The sequence below is a fragment of the Rhodococcus sp. C1 genome (assembly GCF_020809065.1).
In the GTDB taxonomy this organism is placed as follows: Bacteria; Actinomycetota; Actinomycetes; order Mycobacteriales; family Mycobacteriaceae; genus Rhodococcus_F; species Rhodococcus_F qingshengii.
Window position 1 is genome coordinate 5,108,194 of sequence record NZ_CP078080.1, and the last position, 15,582, is coordinate 5,123,775.

Here is a 15,582-nt window from a genome sequence, read left to right on the forward strand (position 1 = left end):
TCAATCATTATGAGCCTCCTGAAGCTCCCCGCAGGTTTCGTCAGCATCGACGCGGGCGTCATTTGTAGTGGCGGCGCGGGCATTCTCCAGACGCCGGTCTTTAGTTCGTCCAAATGCGATGACCAGCACCGCGCCTACCAATCCGCCGCCAAGGAAGGTTGCGAGCGGGCTGGAAAGCCAAGCAACGACATAGCCGAGCCCGCCGACGCTGATGAACACTCGGTCGGCCTCGGTGATGGTGTAGGGCAGTCGATCAGCCACATTGTTGGCATCGCCCTTGAGCGTGGCGAGCACGGTGTCCGCTCCTGCCGATTCGAGTTCGACCACGCGGTGGGTGATGCGCACGCCTTGGTCGTTGTCGACGCTGATCACGTCGCCGACAGCCAATTCAGTTGCAGGCACGGTCTTCGCCAGCGCCAGCGCACCGGTGGAAATTGCAGGTTCCATCGAACCCGAGCGAAACACCAGTGGTTTGATCCCGAATATCAGGGACGCGAGAGTGGCGATTATGCAGATGAGCCCGGCGACCGCAGCCACATTCAAGGCAATTTCCTTGCCACGACTGCGTCCCACGCTCACCTCCTCATCGGTGCTGTCCATCGCGATGATCACTGCCCCGTTGCGGTGAAGTTGAAGCCCAGATCGGCGATCTTGAACTGCTCCGTCTGACCCGCGGTCGAATCGACGGTCACCTTGATGCACACCTGCTCCGAAACACCGGCAGCGAGTGATCGGCCAGAGACGAGTGTCGGGTTCCCGGAGAACGCTTGCTGCGTCCCGATGATCGGTCCTGAACAGGTACTGCCGTCGTTGGCGCCGGTCTGATGTAGGGAAACCTTGAGCTTCCCGATCAGCGCGGACGAACCCGTGGCCGTTGCCGATACCGCCCACTGGAAGTTGGCAGTTCCGGTGTTCTGAACCGTCAATGCCCCAGCCTCACTCTGGCCTGGCAGCATGCTGTTGCGCTTGAGTTCGGTGAATTGGTGTGCGGGCCGCTGGTTGTCGACTTTCAGCTGGACCGACGAAGTGCTGAACATGCCGGTGGTCGCAGTAGCGCTGTCGGACCACGCCGCCATCGTGCCGACCGCTCCGAGGCCCAGGACCATGCCCAGTGAGAGCACGGCCCGGGTCCGTATCCAACCGGTCTCGCCCAGACGGCTTCGCATCCGCGCCCCGAGACGCGCGTCGCCGCCCGATTTCTGTTCTGTAGACATTCTGCTGTCCTATTTCGATTCGGAGGTTGGTGCCGATGGATCGGCGGGCAATACCGGCGCGCCGAGTTCAGGGCCGGAAAGAGTCGGGTCTGTGCCACTTTCGTCGTCACCGGCCTTGCCCCGCTTGTCGCGGATGCCACTGACGACCATCCACACGGCATATACAGCCAGGCCCGCAGCTACGCCTGTGGTGAGAATCGAACGCGATTGCCCGTTGATCACCGAGTTCACCCGGCCCAGATACGGCACCGAGTAGATGACCCGACCACGGATCTGCTCGGGCACCAGCGACCACGAGTCGGCGACGGGGTTGTTGTCGCCGCGAGTGTGGATGCGACGCTCCCCTTCCCCCGTGTAATAGATGCCTTCGATGCGGTGGGTGACCACCGCTGGATCGCCGGAGACGGGCTGGAACGTGATCACGTCCCCGGTGGTCAGATCCTCGTTGGGGGTCGGCTTGACCACGATGAGCGTGCCAGGGGGCATGGTCGGTTCCATCGAACCGGTGAGAACCGTGTACGCGGTGGAGCCGGTGAGTCGAGGGATAACGACCATCACCGCGAGAATGCCGACCATCAGCAGCAGCAGTACCCACGAGACGATGGTGCGAGTCCACCACCATAGGGTGGTCTTGTCGTCTCCGCCTTGTTCGGGATCATGTTGCCGCTCAGATGTTTCCACGTGTGCGCTGTGCCGGGGTCGATACTCGGCACGTTCGCCTGCACGCCGGCTTCTCGCGGTGACGGTCATGACTGGCTCACTGAGCTTGCGTCGAAAGTGAACGTCGCGTTGGACTGCTGGCTCGCTGCCGCGCCCTGGCCCAGCGTGGCCCGCAGGCACAACACCTGCATCTGCCCGGCCGGAACCAGCTGTTCGGAAAAGGCCGCGCCGTCCATGGCACCGTTGTAGAGCTCAGTGCCCACGTCGCCAGTGGCGGTGCAGGCCGCCTCGTTGGCTACCTTGGCCACGCGCAGGCTCAGCGGCGGTGGGGTCGCGCCGTTGAGTACAACATCGGAAAGCACGTAGTTCATCTGCACGTTGCCGGAGTTGATCACCGGCAGTGGCATCTGAATGCTGTCGCCCGGGCCCTTGTTGTCCAACTTGAACCCATCGAGGTTGAACTGCTTGACCCCTTCTCCGCCGGCAGAGATATCGAGCATGCCTGCCTGGATAGTGCCGCCGGTCGATTCTGCGGTATCGCGCCACAGCGCGCCGGTCTGCTGCACCGAGACGAACCCGATGAGCAGAACCGACGACGCTGCGATCGCCCATTTGTATTGGGTCTTCACGTGACCTTCTTCTGGTTACGGATTAACTACGGGGTGAGCGTCTGCTCGAGGGTGACCGAGGCTCCCGACAGCGTGGCTGCCTGGCCAGCGCCGTCCGTGTTGGTGGTGTCCGGCTTGAACGTGATCGTCGTGGTGATATCGCGCGTGCCAGTGCCCGCGGAGACGCTCGCGTTCTGACCACCGGCAGTCGCGACCTCCAGCTTGCTCGCGAGAGCCCCGGAGATTCCGCCGACGGTAGGTGTCAGCGTCGCCTTCAGGTTTGTGCCGACGAGGGTGTAGTTGTACGTGGCGGTGTAGGTGAGTACGTCACCGGGGACAATTTTGTCGCTGGCCGGGTTGAACGTGTTCGCGCCGAGCTTCCATACGCCGGAGCCGGCCGCTTCGCTGATCGTCATCGAGCCGGCATTGACGGTCTGGCTTCCGCCAGCGCCGGTCGACGCGTTCCACGCAGCCATGGTTCCGGCACCACCTGCGAGCAGAACAGCAGCCGCACCTGCGGCGATCGCACCCTTTGTGGTCTTGTTCATCTGGTATTCCTCCTGTGCAGTTCGCGGCGGGACATCCGACGCGCTTGGTTGAGCCCGGGCCGTGCGGATGTGCACTCCGGTGAAACAGCCCCAGGAAGGGGCATGGGAAATGAAGCCGCCGAATTGAATTCGGTGACCGAGAAGGTTGGCGATGCGCGGAGATGGTCGAGATCGCCCCGTGCATCGCGAGGTCTAAGTGGCCGGTTGGGCCGGAGTGGTTATCCGCCGAGGCTGCCGAACAGGTCGAGACTTCCGAGCGAACCGGTGCTACTTCCGAGCGAACCGCTGCTGCTGCCACCTGGATCGGTGGTTTTCGCCGTGACCTTGACCGTGACCGCCGTGGAGGCGGGGCTGGTCCCACCCGCATTTGTCGCCGTGGCGGTGATCGGATGACTGCCGGGCGTGGTGATCGTCAGGTTGCAGCTGAAGTTCCCACTCGTATCCGCGGTGGCGGTGCAGGTGGCGCCGCCTCCGGTCACGGTGACGGTACTGTTCGGCTCTGCCTTGCCGGAGACCTTGACGGGTGTGCCCGCCTCTACTTCGGCCGAACCCAGAGTCAAACCGGTCGGCGCACTGGGAGCAACAACGACGGGCTCGCCCTCCACCAGGACGAGACCCCAGCCGGGGTTGATCTCGTATCCCTGCAAAACTTCGCCGGCAGGGATGCCAATCATGAAACCAGCCATCACGTTGGCGTTCTGTGCGAGAGGCGTTTTCACCAGCTCGATCCGCGTCGACGAATTCGCATTCGGCCCGATCACGAACTGCTGGCCGACCTGGCCGTCGAGCTTGCCCCGCACTGTCGCAGTGCCGCCGCCCGAGACGGACCAGCTCTCACTGAAAAGAGTGAGCGTGGCAGGAAGGTCGCAGACATTACGAACGTTGAAGGCCAACTGCGTGCCCTCGTCACCGGGGATCGGGATGTAGTCGGTTCCACTGGGATCGAAGGCCGCCGGCTTCACCCAGGGTCCACCGTTCTGGGACATCTCCAGGCACTGGTCAGTGATGTCGTCGCCCGGGGCGGCCGCGGCGCTACCAGGTGCAAGCAGCGCACCCGAGGTCGCGAGGAGCAGTGCAGCCGGCAGAGCCGCCAACACAGCAGTGGCGCGCCGGGGGAGACGGGATTCTCGTCCGTCCCCGACCGGGAAAAATCGAGGCATGTGAAGACTCATTTCGTCTGTCCCGTTGCCGGGCATTGGGTGAAGAGATGGCGGAACGAGGTACATCCGCCATCGGTGCCAAACATGTTGCAGAAAGCTTGCGAGCCGAACCGTGACGCTGTGCATGCCCTCGCTCATACATAGCAACCGCTCCGCTTCGGATCAATTTTTATCACACGTATCAGCTTTTGTGGCGGTTTTACTGGTCAAACGTTCAGAAGGAATTTCAACATCCCTCAAGGGCTAATTCTGCACCCTGACCAGTACCGTTAGAAATAGTTAGCTGCGCATCGCAACTATTTACCAAAAAGCGTTCTGCGATCGAACGGGCGATTCGTTCCTATCCAAACAAGAACAAGTTCTAGATGCTCTTGGTATGTCCGGGAATCCACGAACGAACTCGCCGAGAACAGCGACCCTCGAGCAAACAGAAAGATCGAGCCGTTTCGAGACCCCCGCATTTCGTCCACTAGCGCCACGGACACGGGCGCCATCGATCGCTGCGCCCCGCCGGATCGTCCGGCCAGGACAAACTCTCGCGCGCTCCGAAACCAGCACTCCACCAATAACTTTGTCCGACCATCGAATCGCGACTGCCCGTGCTGCATCCAAAGCTGTGGGCCAGGAAGCAAATTCGCTCCCCGGCCCACGTGCATCTACAGTTGCGAAGCCGGTAAGGAGTTGACTACCGGCACCCAATCCCAAGGTAAAACGACGAGCATCTACGCCCCGAAGACGGTCTCACCTCCGACAACCGTGCGCAGGACCGACAGTTCATTCAAGTCTGTCGAATCGCTGCGCAGCGGATCTCCGTCGAGCACAACAAAATCCGCCAAAAGTCCCACCGCTATCCGACCTTTGTCCGATGACTCACCGGTGAGACGAGCGGCTGCGCTTGTGTAGCCGGCCAGCGCCTCGGACGCGGAAACCCGTTGCTCCGCACCCAGAACGTGACCTTCTCGCGTCACACGATGTACGGCGGTGTTCATCGTGAAGAGCGGGTTCACTGGAGTGACAGGGCAGTCGCAATGCAGCGCGTAGGCAAGCCCCGCCGCCACGACCGACGCCACGGGGCTGATCCGCTCGCCGCGACCCGGTCCGAGAAAACGATCGCGGTGCCGGTCACCCCAGTAGTAGACGTGGTTCACGAAGATCGACGCCACCACCCCGAGTTCGACCATCCGCGCGATCTGATCTTCCCGCAACGTCTGAACGTGCTCGAGTCGATGCGAAACTTCGATGTCCGGGTGCGCCGTCCGTGCCGCTGCAATTGCGTCCAATGCAAAATCGATGGCCTGATCACCGTTGGTATGAATCGCAACGTGTCGGCCGACAGCGTGATGTTCCTCGACGAGTGCCCCGAGCGCACCTGCCGGGATTGCCATTCCGCCGCAGTGGCATCCGCCCAGATCGTGGTACGGCGCGGTCAGCGCAGCGGTGTGCAACTGAATCGACCCGTCCGAAATGAGTTTGACGCCGCCCACACGAACTCGCTCGGTCGGATCGGCGAGTTCACCCAACTGATCGTGAACCCCGTGGCCGAGATAGAGGCGCGCACGCAGCCTCAAGTCACCATCGGCGTCGAGTTGCCGGTACGCCTCGTACATCTCGGCCGTGACGTACATGTCGTGGAAACTCGTCACGCCCACCGACGCCATGACTTCCTGCGCCCGCAGCATCGCGATCTTGGACGCATCCGGGTTCATATCCGGAACAAGTCCGTGCACCAGAGACATTGCCGGAACCTCGCACAGTTCACCGGTGGGTACACCGTCGCTGTCTCGAACGATGACACCACCCTCCGGATCGACCGTGGTGGCATCGATCCCGGCCTTCTCCAGTGCGACCGAGTTGACATAGATTCCGTGAGCAGACAAGTGCCGCACCAGAATCGGATGATCGGTGGAAGCCTTGTCCAGATCAACCGCGGTCAGGCCTCGATCTTCCGCCACGAGGCTGTCGTCGAAGCCCCACGCTTCGATGGGCTCGCCAAGTGGTGTGATCGCGGCCCGCGCGGCCAACGCCGTGATCAACTTCTCGATGGTCGGGCACGTATTCGTCGTTGCGTCGACCCCACTGAGCATCAAACCCCACATCATCGGATGAAGGTGCGTCTCGATGAACCCCGGCACAACCACCGCTCCGGCGAGATCGACAACGGAGGTTTCGGAATCGGTCAGCGCCGAGATCTCGGCGTCAGTTCCGAGGGCGACAAATCTGCCGTCCTTGACTGCCACAGCGGTGGCGTTATCGCCGACCGCACCGTCCATGGCCCTGATGTCGCCGTTGATGTAGATGTGGTCAGCCGCCGTGGTCATACGCTTGTCTCCATTCGTTTTCCGACAACAGTCGTCGAGGATTTCTTCGCGGGTATCCGCGTCGCCACAACCACTCCGGCCAAAATCATTCCGGCACCCGCAAGTTGGACGAGAGTTGGGGTCTGCGCAAGCATCACCGCGCCGAACAACAGTGCTGACGCCGATTGCAACACGAGGCTGGCGGCGACTGCACTGGCAGGCAGACGCTGACTGGCGCTGGCTACCAGCAGCCACCCGATCACCTGAGATACCAACGCGAGCAGCACAAGCCAGCCTTGAGCTACGAGTGAAGGGGTCAGATCCAAAGTTCCACTCACGAGGCCGTATGCACCTGCCGTAAGGGCAGTGGCTCCCGTCGAGACGAACATCGGCAACGCCGTTCTGCCCGCCGCCCGAGTAGCCAGACCCATCAGGAAGATGTAGACCGCGTACGCGCCTGCGGCGATCACGGCAAACGACACTCCGACAGCAGGATTCGACCCGGTGAGCGTTGTGCTCGCCCCGGCTACCAGAGCAACTCCGACAAAGAGCAACGGAAGGCTGGCGACCAGTTCCCGGCCGATCCGTTGGCGCAGAACAACGTAGCCGAGGATTGCGACGAACAGCACCTGCAAATTCAGGATCACAGTCGAAAGACCTGCCCCGATCGAATGAATCGACTCGTGCCAGAGCACCAGATCGATTCCGAGGAACGCGCCGGCAAGTAGAGACTTCACGATCCAGGGCGCCGAGATCGAAGGCCGGGGTGACCGACGACGCTGAACGAGCACGAGCATGCCGAGAGGGATGAGCGCATAGAGACACCGAAAGAATGCACCCGTCGACGGAGACACTCCTGAGAGTTCGTAGAGCACCGAGGTCAACCCGAGGATGCATGCACCGGTGACGACTACGCGCAGGTCACGACGGCGTAGTTGATCGCCGGACGGCTCGCGTGGCGATACTTCATCACTCATGGTGATAATGTATCACCGACGCGAAGCCTGTCATACAGGGAAGATGCGTGCATGAGAACTCCGGTTACCCGTGAACGCGTGATCGCTGCCGCAGCCGATCTCGTCGACAGCAAAGGCGCCGACGCTCTGGTACTGAGTCAACTCGCCGAGACCCTCGACGTCCGGCAGTCAGCCCTGTACAAACACGTCGACGGGGTCGACGACGTCCACCATCAACTCAGCCTCCTCGCACGCAACCTTCTCGCCGAACAACTGCGTGCCGCCGCGGTCGGTCTCTCGCGCGACGACGCCGTCATGGCGCTCGCGGACGCATGGCGTGCGTTCGTCCGAGTACACCCCGGGCTCTACGCCATCACCGACCGCTACCCCACTGCACCGCATCCCGATCTGGTCTCCGCCGTCGGCGAGGTGGTCGACGTCATCAACAAGGTGATCGCGGGATACGGTCTGAGCCCGGATGATTCGGAGCAGGCGGCGTGGTCTCTTCGCAGTGCGCTGCACGGCTTCTGCATCCTCGAATCGGTAGAGGGACAACCGGCCGGCACCGACCCGGATCGGGTGTATCGACGACTGGTCGAACTTCTCTGCGCCGGTATTGCTCGTATGTAGATACCGGCTCCTGTTATCGTCGGATGAAACAACACAGACCAAAAAGGATCAGACATGGTTGGTGAACTCGACATCTCCGGATAAAACCGGGCATGACGGCCACCGGCAGACGCCTCGGAGCGCTGCCGTCGTGGCCATGTTGTCGTTCACTTACCCGACTCTTCGCGGAGCAGCGTTGCCGCGCCCGCACAACACCTGAGGTCTATTCATGTCCGATACCTACATCGTTTGCTCGAATCTGTCTTTTGCCTGGCCGGACGACACTCCGGTCTTCGACGAATTGTCATTCACCGTGCCCGGCGGCCGAACCGGGCTGGTGGCCCAGAACGGCGTCGGGAAAAGCACTCTGCTCAGATTGATCGCCGGCCAGTTGCGGCCGCGCGCCGGCAGTGTGTCCGTCGACGGCGTTCTCGGATACCTTCCGCAGGACCTGCCACTGACGGGCGATCTGACCATTGCCGAGGTCTTGGGCATCGCCCCGATTCTTGACGCGCTGGACGCTGTCGAATCCGGGGACACACGAGAAGAACACTTCACGACAATCGGGTCCGACTGGGATATCGAGGAACGAACGCGAGCCCAACTCGGTCGACTCGGTTTGGGCGACATGACGTTCGATCGTCGCCTCGACACTCTGAGCGGCGGGCAGGTCGTCTCGCTCGGACTGGCGGCGCAACTCCTGCGACGCCCCGATGTCCTTCTCCTCGACGAACCCACCAACAACCTCGACCTGGACGCGCGCCGCAGGCTTTACGACGTTCTCGACGACTGGAGTGGTTGTCTGTTGGTGGTCAGTCACGATCGAGGCCTACTCGACCGCATGGACCGCATCGCCGAACTTCACAGCGGCGAGATCAGCTTCTACGGTGGCAATTTCACCGACTACGAAGCCGCGGCACGCTCGGCTCGCGAAGTGGCGGAGAAGAACATCCGCAACGCCGAGCAAGAGGTCAAGCGCGAGAAGCGCGAACTGCAGCAGGCCCGAGAACGTGCTTCGCGACGCGCAAGTAACGCTGCCCGCAATCTCGGGAACGCGGGCTTGCCCAAGATCTTTGCGGGGACCATGAAGCGCAATGCTCAGGAGTCGGCCGGCAAGGCCAACGAGACACACCTCGCCCGGGTCGACGCGGCGAAGGAACGACTCGACAAAGCGGGCCGCGCTCTTCGAGACGACCAGACGATTTCACTCGAATTGCCTGGCACACATGTACCCGCCGGCCGGACGGTGTTCCTCGGTGAGCGAATGCAATTCGCGTTCGGTGATCATGCGATCTTCGCCGACTCCGGAATCGACCTGGCCATTCGAGGACCGGAGCGTATCGCGTTGACCGGGCCGAACGGCGTCGGAAAGTCGACGTTGCTACGCATCGTCAACGGGGATGTGGCGCCGACTTCCGGTGAGATCACGCGAGCCGACGGTCGAGTGGCATACCTGTCGCAGAGGCTCGACCTACTCGACCCCGCACGCACCGTCGCAGAGAACTTTGCCTTGTCTGCTCCAGGCCTACCGGCACCGGAACGCATGAACATCCTGGCGCGCTTCCTCTTTCGGGGTGCGGGTGCTCATCTTCCCGTCGCTGCACTCTCGGGCGGTGAACGACTGCGGGCTACATTGGCGTGCGTTCTCTTCGCCGATCCGGCCCCGCAGCTGCTTCTTCTCGACGAGCCGACCAACAACCTCGACTTGGTGAGCGTTGCTCAACTCGAAAGTGCCCTGAATGCATATCAGGGGGCGTTCGTGGTGGTCAGCCACGACGAGAGATTCCTGGCCGAGGTCAAGGTCGAACGCTGGCTCAGGCTCTCGGACGGCCGTTTGACCGAGGTCGCCGCACCAGGCGCAGTGGGCTGACACGAGAAGTGAACAGGCGAAAGGCCTTCACACACGATGTGTGTGAAGGCCTTCGTCTGCACTACTGGTCAAGGCGTCCTGGTGTACACCGGATCGTCGAAGGATCGACGTTGCGTCACCCAGTCCGTGGACAGGATGTTCTCGATCACGTCTTCACGGGATTCGTCGAACACGACAATCCGATCGGCGATTCGCCATTCACCGTGGCGCCTTTCGAACCTGTCGACGTAACGGCATTTGATCGTCGCAAGCGTCTGCACCGTATCCGTACCGGAACGCTCTTGCCGCAGAAAGCACAAACAGTACGACTCGCACTGAGCGACATCGCCGTTGACGTCGATCAGTATGTTGGAAATGCAGTGAATCGACGAGTCGATCGTCTTGTGTCTGAGCTTCATGTCTTCGATCAGCCCGTCGACGGTTCCGATGTAACCGCCGTGGTTGTCTATCGCGTCGTCGAAGTAGCAGAGGGCCACGCTGTCGAAATCCTTCCGATCGACGGCCCGAGCGTAGCGATACAGAACTTCGGTGATTTCTTGCTTGTCAGCGAGGGACACGGTCAGGCTCCTGTTCTACCCGATGATCAATCAACCTGCAGTTCAACACCCTTGGTCTCCTTGATGAAGAAGACCGTGACGAGGGTGATCACCGCACAGAAGACGAAGTATCCAGCCGGAGCGAGAGAGTTACCGGTCAAGCTGATGAGATAGGTGGCGATGAAAGGCGCGGTGCCACCGAGGAACATGTTGGTGACGTTGTTACCCAATGCCAGACCGCTGTACCGCACAGATGCTTTCAGCATTTCGACATAGGTCACGTACGAAGCACCGTTGACAACGGAAACGCAGATGAAGAGCACTGACTGACCGACAACCGCCTGCCAGATGCCAGAACCGGCCATCATCATGAACATCGGGATTCCGAGAACCACTGCGGCGGCACTACCGGCGAACAGCACCGGCCGACGCCCGTACTTGTCTGCCATGTATCCCGAGATCGGCAACGTGATGACGCCGAGAACCAGTGCAAGAGAAGTGGAAAGGAAAGCAACGCGCGACGAATGACCGCCGGTGGTCTGCAGGTACGTCGCGGCATACACCGAGGCGATGTAGTAACCGCCGGTGATGAGTGCGCCCAGCAGGATGATCTTGACGACGCTGCCACCGGAGGTGCTGAGCAACTCACGGATGGGAAGCTTCTTGGTCTCACCCTTGTCCTGCAGTTCTTCGAACTGAGGAGTGTCTTCCATCTGGCTGCGGATCCAGATACCGATGCCACCGATCAGCAGGCTGAGCAGGAACGGGATACGCCAAGCCCATTCGAGGATCTGCTCTTGCGAGAACACCGACGTCAGGCCGAGGGCCATGAGCGAAGCTGCCAGCGAACCCAGGTAGGTGCCGGTATTGACCATCGAGGTCTGCGTCGCACGCCACCGTTTGGGAGCGGACTCGGAGACGAACGCGTTGGCGCCGCCGAGTTCACCGCCGGCCGCGAAGCCCTGCAGGCAACGAGCCAGAACCAGGATGGACGTCGCCCACACACCCAACGTGGCGTAAGTCGGCAGCAGGCCCATTCCGGCTGTCGCGAGAACCATCAGGAGGATGGTCCAGGACAGCGCGTTCTTGCGGCCGTACTTGTCGCCGATGTGGCCGAAGAAGATGCCGCCGGGCACGCGTAGGAAGAAGGCCACGGCGAATGCTGCAAAGGTACCGAGCAGCGCTGCGTTCGGGTCATGGGAAACGAAGAACAGCGCGGCGATCGTCGTGGCCATGTATCCGTAGATACCGAAGTCGTAGTACTCGACGACGGTACCGACGATGGCCGCGCGAATTACCTTCGTCGTCGACTGTCGTTCGGTTGCCACGCTGCTGCCCTCGGTGGATTCGGCTCTCGCCATGGTCTCATTCTCTGACATGTTGTTCCCTGCCTGGATTGGATACTGACTGGATTCGGTGCCGCGCAGACGTCGGACGTCAGGAGTGCGCGATGGAATGGACCGGTGCGCTCTCAGCGCTGGTCCTGGTGTAATTCGCCGCATTACGTCCCGCTACGCGGCCCATGGTCAAAGCGTTGGCAACCGCATTGCCGCCGCCCACGTATCTCAGTCCGAGGATTCCGGCGCCGGCCTCACCTGCGGCGTACAGACCCTCGATAGGTACTCCGGTGCTGCCGAGCACGGCCGCATCGGTGTTGATCTCCATTCCCGCATGCGTACAGACGAGCTCTGCCGGAAGGATTTTCGCGGCATAGAACGGAGCTGTCGCAATAGGATCCGGATTGCCGACGGCACCCTTGTTCCGCAACGTGCGATGGCGGAGGAAGTCGTCGTCGTGACCGCTGGGCAGTTGGTCGTTCCATCGACGCAGGGTTTGCGCCAACGTCGCAACCGGAACACCCGTAGCCACTGCGAGGTCTTCGATCGTGTCCGCACGAATCGTGCCACCGGCGGCAACTTCTTCCTCGATGCGTTCGGGATTCCAATCCGCATATCCTGGAGCCAGATTCACGCGAGCGTTCTCGTCGAAGATCATCCAACCGTATCCACCCTGATGGTCGATGATGCCGGTCGAGACCGCGTACGAGCTGTCCTCGTCCATGAAACGACGGCCGTCCTGGTTGACGTAGATCCGCGACTTCGGCGGAAAGCCGGCCTGCCAGTGGTGGAATCGCTGGAAGTAGACGGTGGGCAGCATCAGACCCCAGCCGTCGCCCGCCAGGGAAGCACCGAGGTCTTCGGCAAAACGAAGATGGTCTCCGCGGCTCCCCTCGGCTGCGACGACGAACAAGGCCTCTCCGGCCTTGTTCGCGTCCGGGAAGTGGCGTTCCACCAAACCCGGATCTTGCGCGAATCCACCGGAGGCAACAACGACGGCGCCCGCAGGCACCTCGATGTCGTCGGCGACAACGCCGACAACCCGACCGTCTTCCTCGATCAGCTTCTGCACCCGTGTTCCGAAGATGACCTCGATCCCGTGCTTACGACGAGCCTTGTCCAGCACCTGAATCAGTCCGTATCCCTGATCCTTGGGCACGTGGCCGCGCCAGACGTCCTCGACGCCGGCTTGGGCGAGTCCCGGCTGGTGAGCGTTACCTGAGATCGCCGCCGGAATCTCGACGCCGAGTCCGATGAGCCATTCCAGTGTCGGACCGGCGTTTTCGCAGAATGCACGAATCAATCCGGGTGAGAGCATCCACTGGTTGAGGTCCATGTAGTGCTGGAAGAACTTCTCTGCCGAGTCGTCGACTCCGAGGCCGGCCTGCACGCTCGTTCCGGCGGCCGTGAAGATGCCGGCCGACAGCGCGGTGGATCCACCGAGTTCGGTTTCGGATTCGAACAGCAGAACGGATGCGCCTTCTTCAGCTGCCGACACCGCAGCGGCGAGACCTGCTCCGCCGCCACCGATGACAACGACGTCCCAGTGCTCGGTCATGAAAGTTCTCCAGTCTCCGCGATGATGCGGTGGTAAAGACCGTTCGACACCAACCCGCCGTCGACAGTGAGTTCCGTACCGGTGGTGTAGGTCGAACTGTTCGAGAGCAGGAACAGCACTGCTTCGGTGATCTCGTCGAGAGTTCCCATGCGTCCGAAGGGAACCGACTTCAGTGACGCGGCGACGAAGTCGTTCGCGCCGCCGAGCAGCGCCGTACCGACCAGTCCCGGGTGCACCGAGTTGACGCGAATCCCCCACTGCGCGAAGTTACCTGCGGCCGACTTCGACAGACCGGTCAGACCCCACTTGCTCGACGAGTAAGCCGGAGAGAAGTATCCGATCTGACCGGCGATGGACGAGATGTTGACGATCGATCCGCCACCACTCTCGCGCATCAGCGGCGCCACCGCCTTCATACCGTAGAACGGGCCGAAGAGGTTGATCTTCATGGTCAGTTCCCAGATGTCGTTCGGGGTGTCCATGAATTCGAGCCGACGCGAGATGCCGGCGTTGTTGACCAGTCCGCCGAGTTCCCCACGGGTGGTGCGAATTTCGTCGACAACCCGGTCCCAGGCATCGACATCGGTGACGTCGAGAATATGAGCGGACGCCGATCCGCCTGCGGCGACGATGTCGTCGACCACGCCGGATGAATCCGAAACATCGGCAATGCAGACATGCGAACCGCGCGCGGCGAGAGTGCGCGCGTGATGCGCCCCCATCCCGGCAGCACCGCCGGTAACGAGAACGACGCCGGGATATGTCGTGGACTCAGACATGCCGCGAACCACCGTCCACCGCAATGCTGTGCCCGGTGACGTAACGCGCGCTGTCCGAGAGCAGGAACAGCAGCGGGCCGAAGACCTCTTCGGGCGAGCCCAGACGATGCAGTGGTACCGCGTCGAGTGCGTTCGCGAGCGCGATCGGATCTTCCTGGACCCACTTCGTCATCGCCGTGTCGATGTAGCCGGGTGCAATGGAGTTGACCCGAATACCCTTGTCGCCGAACTCCACTGCGAGAGACTCCGTGAGGTGCGCAACGGCAGCTTTCGACGTGCAGTATGCGCCTCTCCCCTTCCGCACACGCAGCGCAGACACCGAAGACATGTTGACGATGGCGCCGCCGGGACCGAGGTGACGTGCCGCCGCCTGAGCACCGTAGAGCACTCCCTCGACATTGACACTCAGCGTTGCGCCGATCTGCTCCGGGGTGATCTCCTCGGCCAGCGCAAACGGGAAGATACCCGCATTGTTGATCCAGAAATCAACCCGGCCGAACTCCTTCAACGCCAACTGCGCAAGCAATTCATGCTCGTCGGGCTTGGTGACGTCGACCCGAGCTCCGACGACGCGACCCGGCTTGTCCGCCAGTGCATTCGATTCGAGGTCCGTGTTGATTCGTGCGGCCGTGGCGAGCATCTGCTCTTCGTTGATGTCGGCGCCGACGACATGTACGCCGCGCGTTGCCAGTCCTTCGGCGAACGTCGCACCCATACCCTGAGCCGCGCCGGTCACCACTGCGACCTTGCCTGCCAACTCCGGGTACACCGCCGACATCTGCGTCACAACGGTACGGCCCGGGTTCGTCTGGTCAGAGCTTTCGGTCATGATGTACTTCTCCTACTGAATATTGTTGTGCAAGAAACATTTCGGTACTTCAAGCTTGTTCGGACGCTCGGGGCGCGTCGTCGCGGGAGACGGTGCGGCGGGCGATCTTCCACCCCTCACCGACCCGAACCACGTGATCTGTGACAGTTGTCAACCGCACCAGTCGCGAGTCTCCGCCGCGAGCGGTGGCAACGATCTGCAGGTACCCGTGCACTGTGAGAGCACTCTCGTCCACCGCCTCGACGACGAGATTGGTCAGAACGTGGCGATGCACCTCGTCGGCAGCTTCCGCCGCAGCGAAGAAGCGAGCAGCAAAAGCCGCAAGGTCGTCGAAACCGACCACAGGTTCCGGATAACTGGGGGAATGAAACTCACCGCCATCGGTGAATGTCTGCGCCCAATCCTGCTGGCGCCCAGAGTCTATGCAATGACTCTGGTGGCCGTACAGCTGGTGAATTGCGGCAACATCCTCCGTTGCCACGACGCTGTAGTTGCTCATGAAGGTTCTCTCCGAACACGCTGTGCTGCATCCACCCGAAGGTTGTGCAGCTCCGTAAAGTGTGCGATAATCGCACACACTGTGCGATATATTCAAAGCGTAGGTGGCATACCTCACAAACG

At 61.7% G+C, this 15,582-nt stretch carries 16 protein-coding genes; 2 read left to right on the plus strand and 14 right to left on the minus strand.

Translation table 11 applies throughout. The features are described from left to right. From KTR60_RS23465 to KTR60_RS23500, 8 genes are all read right to left on the minus strand, one after another. The gene (locus KTR60_RS23465; protein ID WP_042453547.1) at positions 1-600 is read right to left on the minus strand and encodes a signal peptidase I; all 600 of its coding nucleotides are present in this window, start codon (positions 598-600) and stop codon (positions 1-3) included. A gap of 8 nt (positions 601-608) precedes the next feature. Then, positions 609-1,214, minus strand: coding sequence for a SipW-dependent-type signal peptide-containing protein (locus KTR60_RS23470; protein WP_021332053.1), 606 nt, complete (start codon positions 1,212-1,214; stop codon positions 609-611). A gap of 9 nt (positions 1,215-1,223) precedes the next feature. Next, positions 1,224-1,895, minus strand: a complete 672-nt coding sequence (locus tag KTR60_RS23475; RefSeq protein WP_223304718.1) for a signal peptidase I — start codon at positions 1,893-1,895, stop codon at positions 1,224-1,226. 65 nt (positions 1,896-1,960) lie between these two features. Then, positions 1,961-2,503: a hypothetical protein gene (locus KTR60_RS23480; protein WP_019745195.1), complete on the minus strand. Its 543-nt coding sequence runs from the start codon at positions 2,501-2,503 to the stop codon at positions 1,961-1,963. Positions 2,504-2,529: 26 nt separating this feature from the next. Further along, entirely contained in the window at positions 2,530-3,030 is a 501-nt protein-coding gene (locus KTR60_RS23485) for an alternate-type signal peptide domain-containing protein (protein ID WP_003939763.1), read from the minus strand. A gap of 218 nt (positions 3,031-3,248) precedes the next feature. Next, entirely contained in the window at positions 3,249-4,190 is a 942-nt protein-coding gene (locus tag KTR60_RS23490) for an Ig-like domain-containing protein (protein WP_082893093.1), read from the minus strand. A 722-nt stretch (positions 4,191-4,912) separates the two neighbouring features. Continuing rightward, positions 4,913-6,508 carry an amidohydrolase gene (locus tag KTR60_RS23495; protein ID WP_064443755.1) on the minus strand — a complete coding sequence of 532 codons (1,596 nt, stop codon included), beginning with the start codon at positions 6,506-6,508 and terminating at the stop codon, positions 4,913-4,915. Then, entirely contained in the window at positions 6,505-7,464 is a 960-nt protein-coding gene (locus KTR60_RS23500) for a DMT family transporter (RefSeq protein WP_228401301.1), read from the minus strand. Before KTR60_RS23500 ends, KTR60_RS23495 begins: the two co-directional genes overlap by 4 nt. Before the next feature lie 51 nt (positions 7,465-7,515). Between KTR60_RS23500 and KTR60_RS23505 the strand changes: the two genes are divergently transcribed. Continuing rightward, a complete protein-coding gene (locus KTR60_RS23505) occupies positions 7,516-8,073 on the plus strand; it encodes a TetR/AcrR family transcriptional regulator (protein WP_003940110.1) in 558 nt (185 codons plus the stop codon). A 208-nt stretch (positions 8,074-8,281) separates the two neighbouring features. Continuing rightward, complete coding sequence (locus tag KTR60_RS23510) at positions 8,282-9,922, plus strand: ABC-F family ATP-binding cassette domain-containing protein (protein WP_058226218.1); 1,641 nt, start codon at positions 8,282-8,284, stop codon at positions 9,920-9,922. Positions 9,923-9,990: 68 nt separating this feature from the next. Here the strand turns inward: KTR60_RS23510 and KTR60_RS23515 are convergent, their stop codons facing one another. The 6 genes from KTR60_RS23515 to KTR60_RS23540 form a co-directional block, all read right to left on the minus strand. Then, positions 9,991-10,479: a nuclear transport factor 2 family protein gene (locus KTR60_RS23515; protein ID WP_030535188.1), complete on the minus strand. Its 489-nt coding sequence runs from the start codon at positions 10,477-10,479 to the stop codon at positions 9,991-9,993. Positions 10,480-10,505: 26 nt separating this feature from the next. Further along, positions 10,506-11,819 carry an MFS transporter gene (locus KTR60_RS23520; RefSeq protein WP_007731424.1) on the minus strand — a complete coding sequence of 438 codons (1,314 nt, stop codon included), beginning with the start codon at positions 11,817-11,819 and terminating at the stop codon, positions 10,506-10,508. A gap of 76 nt (positions 11,820-11,895) precedes the next feature. Further along, entirely contained in the window at positions 11,896-13,353 is a 1,458-nt protein-coding gene (locus tag KTR60_RS23525) for an FAD-dependent oxidoreductase (RefSeq protein ID WP_003940616.1), read from the minus strand. Further along, positions 13,350-14,132: an SDR family NAD(P)-dependent oxidoreductase gene (locus KTR60_RS23530; protein WP_039973229.1), complete on the minus strand. Its 783-nt coding sequence runs from the start codon at positions 14,130-14,132 to the stop codon at positions 13,350-13,352. Before KTR60_RS23530 ends, KTR60_RS23525 begins: the two co-directional genes overlap by 4 nt. Beyond that, on the minus strand, positions 14,125-14,961 hold the full coding sequence (locus KTR60_RS23535; RefSeq protein WP_007731420.1) for an SDR family NAD(P)-dependent oxidoreductase: 837 nt from the start codon (positions 14,959-14,961) through the stop codon (positions 14,125-14,127). Before KTR60_RS23535 ends, KTR60_RS23530 begins: the two co-directional genes overlap by 8 nt. A 49-nt stretch (positions 14,962-15,010) precedes the next feature. Then, positions 15,011-15,460, minus strand: a complete 450-nt coding sequence (locus KTR60_RS23540; protein WP_228401302.1) for a nuclear transport factor 2 family protein — start codon at positions 15,458-15,460, stop codon at positions 15,011-15,013. Between the last annotated feature and the right edge of the window lie 122 nt (positions 15,461-15,582).

Coding starts and splice junctions, on each gene's coding strand:
- KTR60_RS23465 (WP_042453547.1), bottom strand. CDS start 600: ATGGACAGCACCGATGAGGAGGTGAGCGTGGGACGCAGTCGTGGCAAG.
- KTR60_RS23470 (WP_021332053.1), bottom strand. CDS start 1,214: ATGTCTACAGAACAGAAATCGGGCGGCGACGCGCGTCTCGGGGCGCGG.
- KTR60_RS23485 (WP_003939763.1), bottom strand. CDS start 3,030: ATGAACAAGACCACAAAGGGTGCGATCGCCGCAGGTGCGGCTGCTGTT.
- KTR60_RS23490 (WP_082893093.1), bottom strand. CDS start 4,190: ATGCCTCGATTTTTCCCGGTCGGGGACGGACGAGAATCCCGTCTCCCC.
- KTR60_RS23495 (WP_064443755.1), bottom strand. CDS start 6,508: ATGACCACGGCGGCTGACCACATCTACATCAACGGCGACATCAGGGCC.
- KTR60_RS23500 (WP_228401301.1), bottom strand. CDS start 7,464: ATGAGTGATGAAGTATCGCCACGCGAGCCGTCCGGCGATCAACTACGC.
- KTR60_RS23505 (WP_003940110.1), top strand. CDS start 7,516: ATGAGAACTCCGGTTACCCGTGAACGCGTGATCGCTGCCGCAGCCGAT.
- KTR60_RS23510 (WP_058226218.1), top strand. CDS start 8,282: ATGTCCGATACCTACATCGTTTGCTCGAATCTGTCTTTTGCCTGGCCG.
- KTR60_RS23520 (WP_007731424.1), bottom strand. CDS start 11,819: ATGGCGAGAGCCGAATCCACCGAGGGCAGCAGCGTGGCAACCGAACGA.
- KTR60_RS23525 (WP_003940616.1), bottom strand. CDS start 13,353: ATGACCGAGCACTGGGACGTCGTTGTCATCGGTGGCGGCGGAGCAGGT.
- KTR60_RS23530 (WP_039973229.1), bottom strand. CDS start 14,132: ATGTCTGAGTCCACGACATATCCCGGCGTCGTTCTCGTTACCGGCGGT.
- KTR60_RS23535 (WP_007731420.1), bottom strand. CDS start 14,961: ATGACCGAAAGCTCTGACCAGACGAACCCGGGCCGTACCGTTGTGACG.
- KTR60_RS23540 (WP_228401302.1), bottom strand. CDS start 15,460: ATGAGCAACTACAGCGTCGTGGCAACGGAGGATGTTGCCGCAATTCAC.